This window comes from Streptomyces sp. ISL-66, from assembly GCF_018614135.1.
Taxonomy (GTDB): Bacteria; Actinomycetota; Actinomycetes; order Streptomycetales; family Streptomycetaceae; genus Streptomyces.
The window spans coordinates 85,280-100,598 of record NZ_JAGGOW010000001.1 but is presented as its reverse complement, the minus strand read 5'-3'; the positions used below and the strand labels follow the sequence as shown (position 1 = coordinate 100,598).

The 15,319-nt window shown below is 70.5% G+C and carries 12 protein-coding genes; 10 read left to right on the top strand and 2 right to left on the bottom strand.

Going from position 1 to position 15,319, the window contains the following annotated elements:
* Positions 1-267: 267 nt before the first annotated feature.
* The 3 genes from J7E97_RS00455 (at position 268) to J7E97_RS00445 (ending at position 3,388) form a co-directional block, all read left to right on the top strand.
* The gene (locus tag J7E97_RS00455) at positions 268-870 is read left to right on the top strand and encodes a PadR family transcriptional regulator (protein WP_215021242.1); all 603 of its coding nucleotides are present in this window, start codon (positions 268-270) and stop codon (positions 868-870) included.
* A 49-nt stretch (positions 871-919) separates the two neighbouring features.
* Complete coding sequence (locus J7E97_RS00450) at positions 920-2,002, top strand: inositol-3-phosphate synthase (protein WP_215021241.1); 1,083 nt, start codon at positions 920-922, stop codon at positions 2,000-2,002.
* 105 nt (positions 2,003-2,107) lie between these two features.
* Positions 2,108-3,388: an MFS transporter gene (locus J7E97_RS00445; RefSeq protein ID WP_215021240.1), complete on the top strand. Its 1,281-nt coding sequence runs from the start codon at positions 2,108-2,110 to the stop codon at positions 3,386-3,388.
* A gap of 81 nt (positions 3,389-3,469) precedes the next feature.
* Here the strand turns inward: J7E97_RS00445 and J7E97_RS00440 are convergent, their stop codons facing one another.
* A complete protein-coding gene (locus tag J7E97_RS00440) occupies positions 3,470-4,912 on the bottom strand; it encodes a CCA tRNA nucleotidyltransferase (protein WP_215021239.1) in 1,443 nt (480 codons plus the stop codon).
* 185 nt (positions 4,913-5,097) lie between these two features.
* On the opposite strand from J7E97_RS00440, the gene J7E97_RS00435 reads away from it, so the two are divergent.
* The 7 genes from J7E97_RS00435 to trxA all read left to right on the top strand — a co-directional run bounded on the left by J7E97_RS00435 (position 5,098) and on the right by trxA (position 14,590).
* The gene (locus J7E97_RS00435; protein WP_215021238.1) at positions 5,098-7,359 is read left to right on the top strand and encodes a DUF6049 family protein; all 2,262 of its coding nucleotides are present in this window, start codon (positions 5,098-5,100) and stop codon (positions 7,357-7,359) included.
* A 46-nt stretch (positions 7,360-7,405) separates the two neighbouring features.
* Positions 7,406-9,583: a murein biosynthesis integral membrane protein MurJ gene (gene murJ / locus J7E97_RS00430; RefSeq protein WP_215021237.1), complete on the top strand. Its 2,178-nt coding sequence runs from the start codon at positions 7,406-7,408 to the stop codon at positions 9,581-9,583.
* A gap of 129 nt (positions 9,584-9,712) precedes the next feature.
* Positions 9,713-11,440, top strand: a complete 1,728-nt coding sequence (locus J7E97_RS00425) for a protein kinase family protein (RefSeq protein WP_215021236.1) — start codon at positions 9,713-9,715, stop codon at positions 11,438-11,440.
* Positions 11,441-11,465: 25 nt separating this feature from the next.
* Entirely contained in the window at positions 11,466-12,167 is a 702-nt protein-coding gene (sigM, locus tag J7E97_RS00420; RefSeq protein ID WP_215021235.1) for an RNA polymerase sigma factor SigM, read from the top strand.
* Complete coding sequence (locus tag J7E97_RS00415) at positions 12,164-13,108, top strand: hypothetical protein (RefSeq protein ID WP_215021234.1); 945 nt, start codon at positions 12,164-12,166, stop codon at positions 13,106-13,108. Before sigM ends, J7E97_RS00415 begins: the two co-directional genes overlap by 4 nt.
* Positions 13,109-13,232: 124 nt before the next feature.
* Positions 13,233-14,192 (top strand): thioredoxin-disulfide reductase, encoded by a 960-nt coding sequence (gene trxB, locus J7E97_RS00410; protein WP_215021233.1) that lies wholly within the window; start codon positions 13,233-13,235, stop codon positions 14,190-14,192.
* Between the two features lie 53 nt (positions 14,193-14,245).
* Complete coding sequence (trxA, locus tag J7E97_RS00405; RefSeq protein WP_215021232.1) at positions 14,246-14,590, top strand: thioredoxin; 345 nt, start codon at positions 14,246-14,248, stop codon at positions 14,588-14,590.
* 72 nt (positions 14,591-14,662) lie between these two features.
* On the opposite strand, the gene J7E97_RS00400 is transcribed toward trxA, so the two are convergent.
* Positions 14,663-15,280, bottom strand: coding sequence for a GNAT family N-acetyltransferase (locus J7E97_RS00400; protein ID WP_215021231.1), 618 nt, complete (start codon positions 15,278-15,280; stop codon positions 14,663-14,665).
* Positions 15,281-15,319 lie beyond the last annotated feature (39 nt).

The following is a 15,319-nucleotide window of genomic DNA, read 5'->3' as shown; positions in this document are numbered from 1 at the left end:
CTACTCCTCGGGCAGGCGAGTGGCCTGGAAGCGGCAGTTGAATTCCGGTCCCCCCGGTGTCATGGCGCACAGACTACGCAGGACCAAAAGCTAACCAGTGCCGAAGTTCACCCCAAAACAGGCAACTTGCCCCCTATGAATTGATGATGTGACGCCGGTCACCGCGTTGCGACTTGTAGCGGGGGGCCGCCCGTTCTATCGTCTGGATGTATCGAGCCGATACATCAGCTCGGCATACACACTCCGAGGCGGAGGAGGGGCAGGCGAATGAGCAGGCGCTCAGGCATCCTCGAGTTCGCCGTCCTGGGCCTGCTTCGCGAATCCCCCATGCACGGCTACGAGCTGCGCAAGCGGCTCAACACTTCGCTGGGGGTGTTCAGGGCGTTCAGCTACGGGACGCTCTACCCCTGCCTCAAGACGCTCGTCACCAACGGCTGGTTGATCGAAGAACCGGGCAACGCCCCGGAAGACGCTCTCGCCGCTTCACTCGCAGGGCGCCGCGCCAAGATCGTCTACCGGTTGACGGCCGCAGGCAAGGAGCACTTCGAAGAGCTCCTCTCCCACACGGGCCCCGATGCCTGGGAGGACGAGTCTTTCGCCGCCCGCTTCGCTTTCTTCGGCCAGACCGAACGAGAAGTACGCATGCGGGTACTGGAAGGACGTCGCAGCCGGCTTGAGGAGCGCCTGGAAAAGATGAGCGCTTCGCTCGCCCGCACACGCGAGCGGCTCGACGACTACACGCTCGAGCTGCAACGCCACGGCATGGAATCCGTGGAGCGCGAAGTGCGCTGGCTGAACGAGCTCATCGAGAGTGAGCGGGCGGGACGGGATCAGAGACGATCCGGTCCGCCCGACGAAACAGCAAAGTGAGGCCTGCATCTCGCAGGCCTCGTCCGAGAACAAACAGGGAGCAACCGGAATGGGTTCGGTTCGCGTAGCCATCGTCGGCGTAGGCAACTGCGCCGCCTCGCTGGTGCAGGGCGTCGAGTACTACAAGGACGCCGACCCGGCGGCCAAGGTCCCCGGTCTGATGCACGTCCAGTTCGGCGAGTACCACGTGAGTGACATCGAGTTCGTCGCCGCGTTCGACGTCGACGCGAAGAAGGTCGGCCTCGACCTTTCGGACGCCATCGGCGCCAGCGAGAACAACACCATCAAGATCTGCGACGTCCCGAACACGGGCGTGACCGTTCAGCGCGGCCACACCCTGGACGGCCTGGGCAAGTACTACCGCATGACGATCGAGGAGTCGGACGAGACCCCGGCCGACGTCGTGCAGACCCTCAAGGACCGTCAGGTCGACGTCCTGATCTGCTACCTGCCCGTCGGTTCCGAGAACGCGGCGAAGTTCTACGCCCAGTGCGCCATCGACGCCAAGGTCGCCTTCGTCAACGCCCTCCCGGTCTTCATCGCCGGCACCAAGGAGTGGGCCGACAAGTTCACCGAGGCCGGCGTCCCGATCATCGGCGACGACATCAAGTCCCAGGTCGGCGCCACCATCACGCACCGCGTGATGGCGCGTCTGTTCGAGGACCGCGGTGTCCGTCTTGAGCGCACCATGCAGCTCAACGTCGGCGGCAACATGGACTTCAAGAACATGCTCGAGCGTGACCGCCTCGAGTCGAAGAAGATCTCCAAGACGCAGGCCGTCACCTCGCAGATCCCCGACCGCGAGCTCGGCGAGAAGAACGTCCACATCGGCCCGTCGGACTACGTCCAGTGGCTCGACGACCGCAAGTGGGCCTACGTCCGCCTCGAGGGCCGCGCGTTCGGCGACGTCCCCCTGAACCTCGAGTACAAGCTCGAAGTGTGGGACTCCCCGAACTCCGCCGGTGTCATCATCGACGCGCTGCGCGCTGCGAAGATCGCCAAGGACCGCGGTATCGGCGGCCCGATCCTGTCGGCGTCGAGCTACTTCATGAAGTCCCCGCCGGTGCAGTACTTCGATGACGAGGCCCTGGCCAACGTCGAGAAGTTCATCAACGGCGAGACCGAGCGCTAGTCGCGCTCCAGGTGTCCTCGACGGCATCTGGACTTCGGCTGGTCTTCACGGAGGGTCCCCGGGCACTGTGCCCGGGGACCCTCCGCGTATGTGACCCTTGCCCACATGGCTGTCGTACGTGATCTGCGCGTACTCCTGCGTCTGCGGGACTTCCGCAACTTGCTCGCCGTGCGGCTGCTCTCCCAGGCGGCTGACGGCGTGTACCAGGTCGCACTGGCCACCTACGTCGTCTTCTCCCCGGAGAAACAGACCTCGCCCGCGGCCATCGCCTCCGCCATGGCCGTGCTCCTGCTGCCCTATTCGGTGATCGGGCCCTTCGCCGGAGTCCTGCTGGACCGCTGGCCCCGCCGTCAGGTCTTCCTCTACGGCAACCTGCTGAGGGCCTTCCTCGCCTGCGTCACCGGCATGCTGATCGTCGCTCAGGTCCCCGACTGGCTCTTCTACGCCTCGGCCCTGTCCGTGACCGCGGTCAACCGCTTCGTCCTGGCCGGACTCGCCGCCTCCCTGCCGCGCGTCGTCGACTCCGGCCGCCTGGTCACGGCGAACGCGCTCTCCCCGACCGCCGGAACCCTCGCGGCCGTCGCCGGCGGGGGACTCGCCTTCGTCGTCCGCGCCCTGGCCGCCGACTCCGACGCCCTGGTCGTCCTGCTCGGCGCCGGCCTCTACTTGTGCGCGGCCCTGGCCTCCCTGTCCCTCGCCGTGCGGCTCCTGGGGCCCGACCACCCTCCCGGCCGGACCGACCCGACGATCCGCGAGGGGGTGGTCCTCGCCGTGCGCGGCATGGCCGACGGGCTGCGGCACCTGTCCTCCCGGCGCGAGGCGGCCCAGGCGCTCACCGCCATGACCCTGATGCGGTTCTGCTACGGGGCCCTGTTCGTCACGCTGCTCATGCTCTGCCGCTACGCCTGGTCGGACACCGAGTCCGACGGGCTGGCCTTGCTCGGCGTCACCGTCGGCGTCTCCGGGGCGGGGTTCTTCGCGGCCGCCGTCCTGACTCCCTGGCTCGTCGACAGGCTGGGCACCCGGGGCTGGATGACCGTCTGCGCCGCCGGCTGCGCACTCCTGGTCCCGGCGCTCGGACTGTTCTTCGCCCCCGGCCCGATGCTGGCCGCCGCCTTCGTCCTGGGCCTGGCCACCCAGGGGGCCAAGATCTCCACCGATACCGTCGTGCAGTCCCGGGTGGACGACGCCTTCCGCGGGCGCGTCTTCTCCGTCTACGACGTGCTCTTCAACGCCGCCTTCGTCAGCGCCGCGGCAGTGGCGTCGCTCGTGCTCCCGCTCGACGGACGGTCCGTCCCGCTGATCCTCGGCGTCGCCGTGCTCTATGCCGCGATCGCCGGATTCCTCATGCGTCAGGGCGATGTTTCACGTGAAACATCGCCCTGAGCAGTTCCGGTACCGGGCTCCGGCGTCGGTCAACGCGGATGTTTCACGTGAAACATCGGCGCTCCCTGCCGAAGGTCCGCCTCAGTTCTGCGCGGCCCACCACTCCTTCAGGGCGGCGGCCGCTGCCTCGGGCCCCAGGGGGCCGTTCTCCAGGCGCAGCTCCAGCAGGAACGCGTACGCCTTGCCGATCACCGGACCGGGACCGACGTCCAGGACCCGCATGATCGCGTTGCCGTCCAGGTCGGGCCTGATCGCGTCCAGCTCCTCCTGCTCCTGCAGCTGGGCGATGCGCTCTTCCAGCCCGTCGTAGGTGCGGGAGAGGGCATTCGCCTTGCGCTTGTTGCGCGTGGTGCAGTCGGAACGGGTCAGCTTGTGCAGGCGCTCCAGCAGCGGGCCGGCGTCACGGACGTAGCGCCGCACCGCCGAGTCGGTCCACTCCCCGTCCCCGTAGCCGTGGAAGCGCAGGTGCAGCTCCACCAGCCGGGACACGTCCTTGATCATGTCGTTGGAGTACTTCAGCGCGGTCATGCGCTTCTTGGTCATCTTCGCGCCCACCACCTCGTGGTGGTGGAAGGAGACCCGCCCGTCGCTCTCGAACCGCCGGGTGCGGGGCTTGCCGATGTCGTGCAGCAGGGCCGCGAGCCGCAGCACCAGGTCCGGTCCGTCCTCCTCCAGGGCGATCGCCTGCTCCAGAACGATCAACGAGTGGTCGTAGACGTCCTTGTGCCGGTGGTGCTCGTCGCTCTCCAGCCGCAGCGCCGGCAGCTCGGGCACCACGTGCTCGGCCAGTCCGGTGTCCACGAGGAGGCCGAGGCCCTTGCGCGGGTGCGCGGACAGCAGCAGCTTGTTCAGCTCGCCCTGTACCCGCTCCGCCGAGACGATCTCGATGCGGCCGGACATCGCCGTCATCGCCGCCACCACGTCGGGGGCGACCTCGAAATCGAGCTGAGCGGCGAAACGGGCCGCCCGCAGCATCCGCAGCGGGTCGTCGGAGAAGGAGTCCTCCGGAGTACCGGGAGTGCGCAGCACGCCCGCCCGGAGGTCCTCCAGGCCGCCGTGGGGGTCCACGAACTCCTTCTCCGGGAGCGCGACGGCCATCGCGTTCACCGTGAAGTCGCGGCGAACGAGATCTTCCTCGATCGAGTCTCCGTAGGAGACCTCCGGCTTGCGCGAGGTCCGGTCGTAGGACTCGGAGCGGTAGGTGGTCACCTCGATCTGGAAGCCGAGCTTCTGAGCACCGACCGTGCCGAAGGCGATGCCGACGTCCCACACGGAGTCGGCCCACGGCCTGACGATCTTGAGGACGTCCTCGGGGCGGGCGTCGGTGGTGAAGTCGAGGTCGTTGCCGAGCCGCCCGAGCAGCGCGTCGCGGACGGACCCGCCGACCAGGGCGAGGCGGAATCCCGCCTGCTGGAAACGGCGGCCGAGTTCGTCGGCGACAGGGGCTACCCGCAGCAGTTCGCTCACTGCGCGGGACTGTCCCTGACTCAGGACACTGGGGTTGTCTTCCTTGGCGTTCGGCACAACAGAAAAGGGTACGTGCCCGGCCCGCCGCGAGCTTCCCCGTTTGTGGCCACCCCGGCCCACGGACGCTCCGGGGCGGGCCCGATCATGTGGAGCAAGGCGCGGCACTCGCGCACAGCGGGCCTCGTTACCATGCGTGGACGCACAAACGACGACCACTGACACTTCGAGGGACGGGCGGGCGCGTGGCCGAGGCGGCAGACATCCAGGGGGCGCCCGCTCCTGCCCGGCGACGCTGGCTGCGGCGCGCGGTCGTCCTGCTCGCCGGGACGCCGGTGCTGGCCGCGCTGGTCTACTCGCCCGCCCCCGAGGCACAGGCCGCGGACGCGGCGGCCTCCACCGTCGACGTCCAGATCGACGGCCTGACGCCGACCGCCCCGGTGAAGGGCGACACCCTCACCATCTCCGGCACCGTGGTCAACAACGGCCGCGAGAAGATCAACGACGCGCACGTGGGCCTGCGGGTCGGGCCGGCGCTGGGGGACCGCAGCTCCATCGACGAGGCAGCGGAGCGCGGCGGCTTCCGGGCGGGCACCGATCCCGCGGAGATCGGTGCCGAATTCGCCGTGAAGATCGATGCGCTGCCGTCGAAGGTGGCCCAGCCCTTCACCCTCAAGATTCCGGTGAACAAGTTGGAGCTGGACAAGGACGGCGTCTACCAGCTCGGGGTCTCCCTGTCCGGGGAGACCGAGAGCCGCCCCTCCGAGCAGGTCCTGGGCATCAAGCGGACCTTCCTGCCCTGGCAGCCGGAAGCCGCGGCCAAGCGCTCGCAGCTCACGTACGTGTGGCCGCTGATCTCCGGCACGCACCTGACGGCGGAGACCGGCTCGGACGAGCTGCAGACTCCCGTCTTCCTCGACGACAGCCTGGCCGACGAGCTGCGGCCCGGCGGCCGCCTGGAACAGATGGTCTCGCTCGGCAGGGAGCTGCCCATCACCTGGGTCGTCGACCCCGACCTGCTCTACACCGTCGACGCCATGACCAAGGGCTACCGGGTCCGCACCGCCGACGGCCGGATCGTCCCGGGCAAGAACAAGGCCCTCGCCGAGCAGTGGCTGAGCTCGCTGGAGAGCGCCGTCCAGGGCAAGAAGGTCGTCGCCCTGCCCTTCGCGGACCCCGACATCGCCTCGCTCGCCCACCGCGGCAAGGACGTCTCCGGCACCCTGGGGCAGCTGCGGCCCGCCACCGACAAGGCGAAGCAGGCCGTCGAGACGGTCCTGCACGTCCCCGCGACCACCGACTTCTCCTGGCCCGTGGACGGGGCGATCGACCCGTCGATCGTCAACGTCGCGACCTCGGCCGGCGCCCACAACGTCCTCACCCGCAGCGACAGCCTCCTGGAGACCGGCGCCCTCGGCTACACCCCGTCGGCCGCCCGGCCCATCGGCGCGGGCACGACGGCCGTGGTCGCCGACGCCGACCTCTCCACCGCCTTCCAGGGCGACATGCTCCGCGCGGGGGACTCCACCCTCGCGGTGCAGCAGTTCCTCGCCCAGACCCTCGCCCTGAACCTGCAGAAGACCGACGACCAGCGCAGCTTCGTCGTGGCCCCGCAGCGGACGCCGTCCGCCAGCCAGGCCCAGACGATGGCCGCCGCGGTGCGGGGCTTGCAGTCCGGCCGCTGGATCCAGCCCGTCGACCTGGAGGCCGCGGCCGCCGCCACGCCCGACCCGCGCGCCGCGACCCAGGTCCCCGGAGCCGGCCAGTACCCCGAGGCCCTGGCCAAGCAGGAACTGCCGGTCTCCGCCTTCGAGAAGATCCGTACCACCGAGTCCACGCTCGACCACTTCAAGGTGGTCCTGACCGCGCCCGACCGCGTGGAGATCCCCTTCGGCAACGCCACCAACCGGGAGATGTCCACCTCCTGGCGCGGCCGTCCCGACGCGGCGCGGGACTACCGGGACCAGGTGCAGCAGTACCTGATCAGCCTCAGCGAGAAGGTCAAGGTCATCCCCAAGTCCGACGCCACCCTCTCCGGACACAGCGCGACCATCCCCGTCAGCGTCCAGAACAGCCTCGTCCAGGACACCCACAACCTGGTCCTGCGCGTGAAGTCCGCCAACCCCACCCGGTTGATGTTCGGCGAGGACCAGCAGGTGGTCTCGGTCCAGGGCGGGCACAGCCAGACCGTAAAGTTCACCGCCAACGCCACTGCGAGCGGCCCGGTCGAGGTGACCGCGCAGCTCTACACGACCGACGGCGTCCCCTACGGCAAGGCACGCAAGTTCACCGTGGAGGCCACCGAGGTCACTCCCACCGTCATGCTCGTCATCGCGGGCGGCGTCCTCCTCCTCGTTCTGGCCGGCATCAAGATGTACGCCAGCCGCAAGCGCGTCGCGGCACGCGCCGCCGCGGAGGAGGGGAGCACGCAGCAGAGTGACGAGTCCCCGGACACCGGACCGCAAAGCGCGGACCCGTCCGGCACGGGTGAGACAGTGGACCGTTGAGCGATGCCGTGGCCGGTCGGCCTGGGGACGATGAGGTGGGGTTTCGATGAACGCGCCGTACGAAGGTGACCGCGCGCAGGGCACTGGTGGGCCCGCGCCCTCCCAGGGCACTGCTCCCGGCGCCCCGGTGCCGGGGCAGGTTCCCGCACCCGCGCCCGCGCCGGACCACGACCCGTATGTCCAGGACGCCTACGCCTACGACCCGTACCGGGCGCAGGACCTGTCCGCCCAGGACCCGGTGGCCGAAGTCCTCTACGACCGGGCCTCACACCCCCCGCCACCGCCCGGCACCTACCAGGAGCCCGGCCCGCTGTACGCGGCCCCGCAGGCCCCCTCCTACGCCCCGGACCCGCGGGTCTGGGCGCAGACCCCGCCGCCCGAGCCGGACGGCCCCTCCCGGCACCTGCCCTACGGCGACCGCGCCACCACCACCCAGTTCGTCGGCGTGGACTCGCTCGTCACCAAGGCCGCCGACCAGGAGCCCCAGCCCGACGCCTTCGCGCACCTCTACCGGGACCAGGAGGCGGCGCCCCGCACCCCCGCGGAGGACGCCCCCGTGGCGGCCCCCGCCCCCAGCAAGCCCGCCGGCCGCGCTTCCAGCCTGCTCAAGTCCAGCGCCCTGATGGCCGCCGGCACGATCGTCTCCCGCATCACCGGGTTCCTGCGGACCCTGGTGATCGCGGGCGCCATCGGCGTCGCCACCCTCAACGACAGCTACCAGGTCGCCAACACCCTGCCGACGATGATCTACGTCCTGGTCGGCGGCGGCGCCCTCAACGCGGTCTTCATCCCGCAGCTGGTGCGCGCGATGAAGAACGACAAGGACGGCGGAGAGGCTTACGCCAACCGTCTGCTGACCCTCGTCATGGTCCTGCTGGGCGCCGTCACCGTCATCTGCGTGCTCGCCGCGCCGCTGTTCATCGGCATGATGTCGCAGAAGATCGCCGACGACCCGCAGCGCCTGGACGTGGCCGTCGCCTTCGCCCACTACTGCCTGCCCACCATGTTCTTCATGGGCGTGCACGTGGTCCTCGGTCAGATCCTCAACGCCCGCGGCCGGTTCGGCGCGATGATGTGGACCCCCGTCCTCAACAACATCGTCGTCATCGCCACCTTCGGTGCCTTCATCTGGGCATTCGGCGGCTTCACCACCACCGGCGTCACCGAGGCCGGCATCACCCCCGACGGCGTCCGCCTGCTCGGCCTGGGCACGCTGCTGGGCCTCGTCGTCCAGTCCCTGGCGATGGTTCCCTACCTGCGCGACGCCGGCTTCAAGCCGCGCCTGCGGTTCGACTGGAAGGGACACGGCCTCGGCAAGGCCGCCGGCCTGGCCAAGTGGACGTTCTTCTTCGTCCTCGCCAACCAGCTCGGCCTCATCGTCGTCACGCAGCTCGCCACCTGGGCCGGCGAAGTCGCCGACAAGCAGGGCCACGGCGGTACCGGCATCACCGGCTACAACTACGCCCTGCTGCTCTGGCAGATGCCGCAGGCCATCATCACCGTCTCCGTCATGACCGCCGTCCTGCCGCGCATCTCCCGCTCCGCCCACGACGGCGACGCCGCCGCCGTCCGCGACGACATCTCCTACGGGCTGCGCACCTCGGCCGTCGCGATCGTGCCCTGCGCCTTCGCGTTCCTCGCCCTGGGCGTCCCGATCTCCGGCCTCCTCTACGCCGGCTCCGGCGCGCAGAGCGCGCAGAACATCGGTTTCATCCTGATGGCCTTCGGCCTCGGACTGATCCCGTACTCCGTCCAGTACGTCGTCCTGCGCGGCTTCTACGCCTACGAGGACACCCGGACGCCCTTCTACAACACGGTCATCGTCGCCGCCGTCAACGCGGGCGTCTCCACCCTGGCCTTCCTCGTCCTCCCGGCCCGCTGGGCCGTCGTGGGCATGGCCGCCGCCTACGGTCTCGGCTACGTCGTCGGCGTCGGCGTCGCCTGGCGCCGGCTGCGCACCCGGCTCGGCGGCGACCTGGACGGGGCGCACGTGATGCGCACGTACACCCGGCTCATCGGGGCCTGCGTCCCCGCCGCCGTGGTGGCCGGAGCGGTCGCCTTCGCGGTCCTGCGCTTCCTCGGCAACGGGGCGCTCGGCTCCCTCGCCGCCCTGGTGGCGGGCGGCATCGCCCTGGCCGCGGTGTTCCTCGTCGCCGCCAAGCGGATGCGCATCGAAGAGCTCAACGCCATGGTCGGGATGGTCCGCGGACGCCTGGGCCGCTGATGCGCGCACCCGCGGACGGACCGCCCCGTCTTTTTGGCGTGTCGTGCAGAGCGCCGGACTGTGGGCACAATTGGCATGGCTTCGCAGACTGGCAGACAGCGCGCAACGGATGGGGAGGCGGGGACGACGGTGGCGGAACGTAGCACGGCCGCCGTCGACGTGGCCGACAACGGCGGCGACGAGCCGTCGGCTGCTGAGGCGGCCAAGGCCACGGCCGACGGACTGGAGAAGACCCAGGACGGACAAGCCGCGGACGGAGCCGTGCCCGAAAAGGACGGCGACCGCAGAACCGCGGCGCCCGCGGCCGCGCCCGAACTCCACAGCGGCCACAAGCTCGCCAGGCGCTACCGACTCGAAGAGTGCGTCACCCGTCTGGACGGATTCAGCAGCTGGCGCGCGATGGACGAGAAGCTGCGCCGGGCCGTGGGGGTCCACCTGCTGCCCGCCGACCACGCACGGGCCCGCGCCGTACTGGCCGCCGCCCGCTCCTCCGCCCTGCTCGGCGACCCCCGGTTCGTCCAGGTCCTCGACGCCGTGGAGGAGAACGACCTCGTCTACGTCGTCCACGAATGGCTACCCGACGCCACCGAGCTCACCGCGATCCTCGCGGCCGGCCCCATGGAGCCGCACGAGGCCTACCAGCTCGTCAGCCAGGTCTCCCAGGCCATGACCGCCGCGCACCGCGAGGGCCTGGCGCACCTGCGGCTGACCCCGAGCGCCATACTGCGCACCTCCACGGGCCAGTACCGGATCCGCGGCCTCGCCGTGAACGCCGCGCTGCGCGGCATCACCAGCGACACCCCGCAGCGCGCGGACACCGAGGCGATCGGCGCCCTGCTCTACGCCGCCCTCACCCAGCGCTGGCCGTACGAGAACGACGCCTACGGCCTCACCGGCCTGCCCAAGGGCGTCGGCCTGGTCGCCCCCGACCAGGTCCGCGCGGGCGTGCACCGCGGACTGGGCGAGCTGGCCATGCGCGCCCTCGCCAACGACGGGGCCACCGCCTCCCGTCAGGAACCCGCCTGCACCACCCCGGAAGAGCTGTCGAAGGCCGTCGCGGCGATGCCCCGCATCCGGCCGCCGGAGCCCACCTTCACCGCGCCTCCGGAATACCAGCACACGACCTACCAGCAGGGCAGCTACGGACGGCCCACGCCTCCCGGCATGCCCACGGCGCAGACGATGGCCGTCGTCCCCCCGCCGCCGCTGCAGAGCCGTACGGGCCGGGCTCTCAAGTGGGGTGTCGCGGCCCTGCTGATCGCCGCCCTCGGCCTGGGCAGCTGGCAGCTGGCCGACACCCTGCTGGAGCGCGGCAGCCAGGGGAGCAACGGCAGCAACCAGACCCCGCACGGCAAGGGCGACGAAGCACCGGTGGAGACGGAGCCGGTCCTCCACCCCGTCGCGGGCGCCCGCGAGTTCTCGCTGGACGACAAGGAGCAGGACCCCGAAGGCGTCAAGAACACCTTCGACGGGGACGCCAGCACGTACTGGCGCACCAAGTCCTTCCGCGACGGACCCGAGATGAAGGCGGACTACAAGGCCGGTGTCGGCATCGTCTACGACCTCGGCTCCGAACAGGAGGTCAAGGCCGCCTCGATAGCGCTGAGGTACGCCGGCGACCACTCCACCGTCACGCTGTACGCGACCGATTCCCTGTCCCCGGCGGGCAAGATCGGCTCCATGCCGAAGATCGCCACGGCCAAGACCTCGGACAGCACCCTCAATCTGACCGCCGACAAGCCGGTCAAGACCCGGTACGTCCTCGTCTGGATCACCGCGATGCCGTACGTGGGCGTCGATGCGTTCAGCGGGCCCGGGTACAAGCAGGCCATCACGGACGTGAAGTTCACGGGCTGACGGACAGCAGGGGAGGGGCCCACCGTTGAACGAAGCCACGCCCGGCGGCCGCAGCGACCAGGAACTCCTGTCGCTGCACGCCGCCGGAGATCCGGATGCCTTCGGTGAGCTCGTCCGACGGCACCGCGACCGGCTGTGGGCGGTGGCCCTGCGCACCCTCGGCGACCGCGAGGAGGCCGCCGACGCCGTGCAGGACGCACTCGTCTCCGCCTACCGCGCCGCACACACCTTCCGCGGCGAATCAGCCGTCACCACCTGGCTCCACCGCATCACCGTGAACGCCTGCCTGGACCGGGCCCGCAAGGCCGCCTCCCGCAGGACGGCGCCCCTGGACGATACGGACCGCCTGGAGCGCCTCCTGGAGCCCCACGAGTCCGCCGAGGCCCCGGCGGAGCGCCGGGACCTCCACCGCCAGCTCCTGGCCGCCCTGAGCACCCTCCCGGCCGAGCAGCGGGCGGCGCTGGTCCTCGTCGACATGCAGGGCTACCCCGTGGCCGAGGCCGCCCTCGTGCTCGGCGTCCCCGTCGGCACGGTGAAGAGCCGCTGCGCCCGTGGCCGGGCGAAGCTCGCCCCGCTCCTCACTCATCTGCGCACGCAGAGCGGGGATAACACCGACATCGAGCGGGGAAGGAACCGGACACCGGGGACAACCGTCCCACCGACGGCAGACCGCGGGGGCACGTCCCCGGATCCGAACGCAGTGAAGGGCGGAGGTGGACGAGCGTGAGCCCCACGACCGGCACGATCCGGCACCCCGACGTCTCGGAGATCTCCGAGCTGACGGAAGGCCTCCTCTCCCCGGCCCGCACCGCGGAGGTCCGCGGCCATCTCGGCGCCTGCGCCCTCTGCGCCGACGTACGCGACTCCCTGGACGAGATCCGGGCCCTGCTCGGGACGCTCCCCGGGCCCGCCCGGATGCCGGCCGACATCTCCGGCCGGATCGACGCGGCCCTGGCCGCCGAAGCACTCCTGGACGCCACCACCCCGGCCGACGCGGCCGGGCCCGCCCGTCGGTCCGGTCCGTCCGAGGGGGAAGCGGGCACCGGTGTTTCACGTGAAACACCGTCCGCCCCGCCCACCGAAACCAGCGCCCCGCGACCCTCCGGTCACCCGGCCGGCCCAACCGGCCCCGGCCGGCGTCGCGCCCGCCGCCGCATCGCCCTCGCGGGCGGCCTGCTCGCCGCCTGCGCCGTCGGCGTCCTGCTGGTCAACGTGCTGTCCGGCCCGCAGCACGGGCAGGACATGTCCGCCCGCGGCGACGTGGCCAGCGCCCGGGCCCGTTCCGGGGAGCACGCGTACACGGCTCAGGGGCTCCCGGGCAATGTCCGGGAACTCCTCGCCTCCGCCGGCCAGCAGAAGAAGGACCCGGGGGAGCAGAACAACACGTTCGGGCTGGAGAGCGGCTCTCCGGCCGCGCCGGACCTCGCCCCGGGCGAGCGCGACGCACCGGGGGTACCGGCCTGCGTCCAGGAGGCCGCCGGCCGCACCGAGAGCCCCCTGGCCTTCGAACGGGGGACGTACGAGGGCTCCGATGTCTTCCTCCTCGTCCTGCCGCACCCCGGTGACCCGGCCTCCGTGGACGCCTATCTCATCGGCTCCGCCTGCGTCGCCCTCCCGGGGACCCCTGCCGGAAAGCCCCTGCTGACCAGCACCTACCCCCGGGGCTGAGCCGCTCGGGAACCGGAGGGACGGCTCGGGAATGCGGGCGCCGTAGGATCCGTTGGGTGGGGTGAGAGTCCACACCGGCCCCCCGGTAGGCAGCAGGCAGTCCGTAGAGACGAGGAAGTAACCCGTGAGCGACGTACGAAACGTGATCATCATCGGCTCCGGGCCGGCCGGTTACACCGCCGCCCTGTACACCGCACGCGCTTCGCTCAAGCCCCTGGTCTTCGAAGGCGCCGTCACCGCTGGTGGTGCGCTGATGAACACCACGGAGGTCGAGAACTTCCCCGGTTTCCAGGACGGGATCATGGGGCCGGACCTCATGGACAACATGCGCGGCCAGGCCGAGCGCTTCGGCGCCGAGCTGGTTCCGGACGACATCGTGGCCGTGGACCTCACCGGTGAGATCAAGACCGTGACCGACACCGCCGGCACGGTCCACCGCGCCAAGGCCGTGATCGTCACCACGGGCTCCCAGCACCGCAAGCTCGGCCTGCCCAACGAGGACGCCCTGTCCGGCCGCGGCGTCTCCTGGTGCGCCACCTGCGACGGCTTCTTCTTCAAGGACCACGACATCGTCGTGGTCGGCGGCGGCGACACCGCGATCGAGGAGGCCACCTTCCTCTCGCGCTTCGCCAAGTCCGTCACGATCGTCCACCGCCGCGACACCCTGCGCGCCTCCAAGGCCATGCAGGACCGCGCCTTCGCCGACCCGAAGATCAAGTTCGCCTGGGACAGCGAGGTCGCCGCGATCCACGGTGACCAGAAGCTCTCCGGTCTCACCCTGCGCAACACCAAGACCGGTGAGACCTCCGAGCTGCCCGTGACCGGCCTCTTCATCGCCGTCGGCCACGACCCGCGCACCGAGCTCTTCAAGGACCAGCTGGACCTCGACGCAGAGGGCTACCTCAAGGTCGACGCCCCCTCCACCCGCACCAGCCTCACCGGTGTGTTCGGCGCGGGCGACGTCGTCGACCACACCTACCGCCAGGCCATCACCGCCGCGGGCACCGGTTGTTCCGCGGCCCTCGACGCCGAGCGCTTCCTCGCCGCCCTCGCGGACGCCGAGAAGGCGCACGCGACGGTCTGACACCCGCAAGCAGCACCACACCCCACTCGACGCAGGAAGAGAAGGAGCCCGTTGTGGCCGGCACCCTCAAGAACGTGACCGACGCAGACTTCGACACCCAGGTCCTCGGGAGCGACAAGCCCGTCCTCGTGGACTTCTGGGCCGCCTGGTGCGGTCCGTGCCGCCAGATCGCTCCCTCCCTCGAGGCCATCGCGGCCGAGTACGGGGACCAGATCGAGATCGTCAAGCTCAACATCGACGAGAACCCGGCCACGGCTGCCAAGTACGGCGTCATGTCCATCCCGACGCTGAACGTCTACCAGGGCGGCGAGGTCGCCAAGACCATCGTCGGCGCCAAGCCGAAGGCCGCGATCCTGCGTGACCTCGAGGGCTTCATCCAGGCTCCCAAGGCCGTCTGACGGACCGATGTTTCACGTGAAACGGGGTCGCTCCTGAGGGAGCGGCCCCGTTTGGCGCTTCCGTGACCTCCCTCAGAGCGGACGCAGGGCCGGCTCCTTGCGCGCGGCGCCCAGCAGCCGGTCCAGGGCGAGTTCCACGTCTTCCTTCCACGACAGTGTGGAGCGCAGCTCCAACCTCAGCCGCGGGTGCACGGGATGCGGCCGTACGGTCTTGAAGCCCACGGCCAGCAGATGGTCCGCGGGCAGCAGACAGGCCGGGCCGTCCCAGCGGGCGTCCCCGAAGGCCTCGATCGCCCGGAACCCCCTGCGCAGCAGGTCCTTCGCCACCGTCTGGACCATCACCCGTCCAAGCCCCTGCCCCTGGTACCCCGGCATGATCCACGCGGTGATCAGCTGTACGGCGTCCGGGGAGACCGGGCTGGTGGGAAACGCGGTCGCCCGGGCCACGTACGCCGGCGGAGCGTACAGAACGAATCCCACGGGGACCTCGTCCACATAGACCAGGCGTCCGCACGAGCCCCACTCCAGCAGGACGGCGGAGATCCACGCCTCCTTCTCCTGGGCGGCGTTGCCCGCCTTCACCGCGGCCCCGCCGCTGACGGGGTCCAGCTCCCAGAAGACGCAGGACCGGCAACGCCGGGGCAGGTCCTGAAGGTTGTCCAGCGTGAGCGGTACCAGCCGACGACCCATGACCGCATCGTATCCACAGCTCGAATCACCCGAAACCGC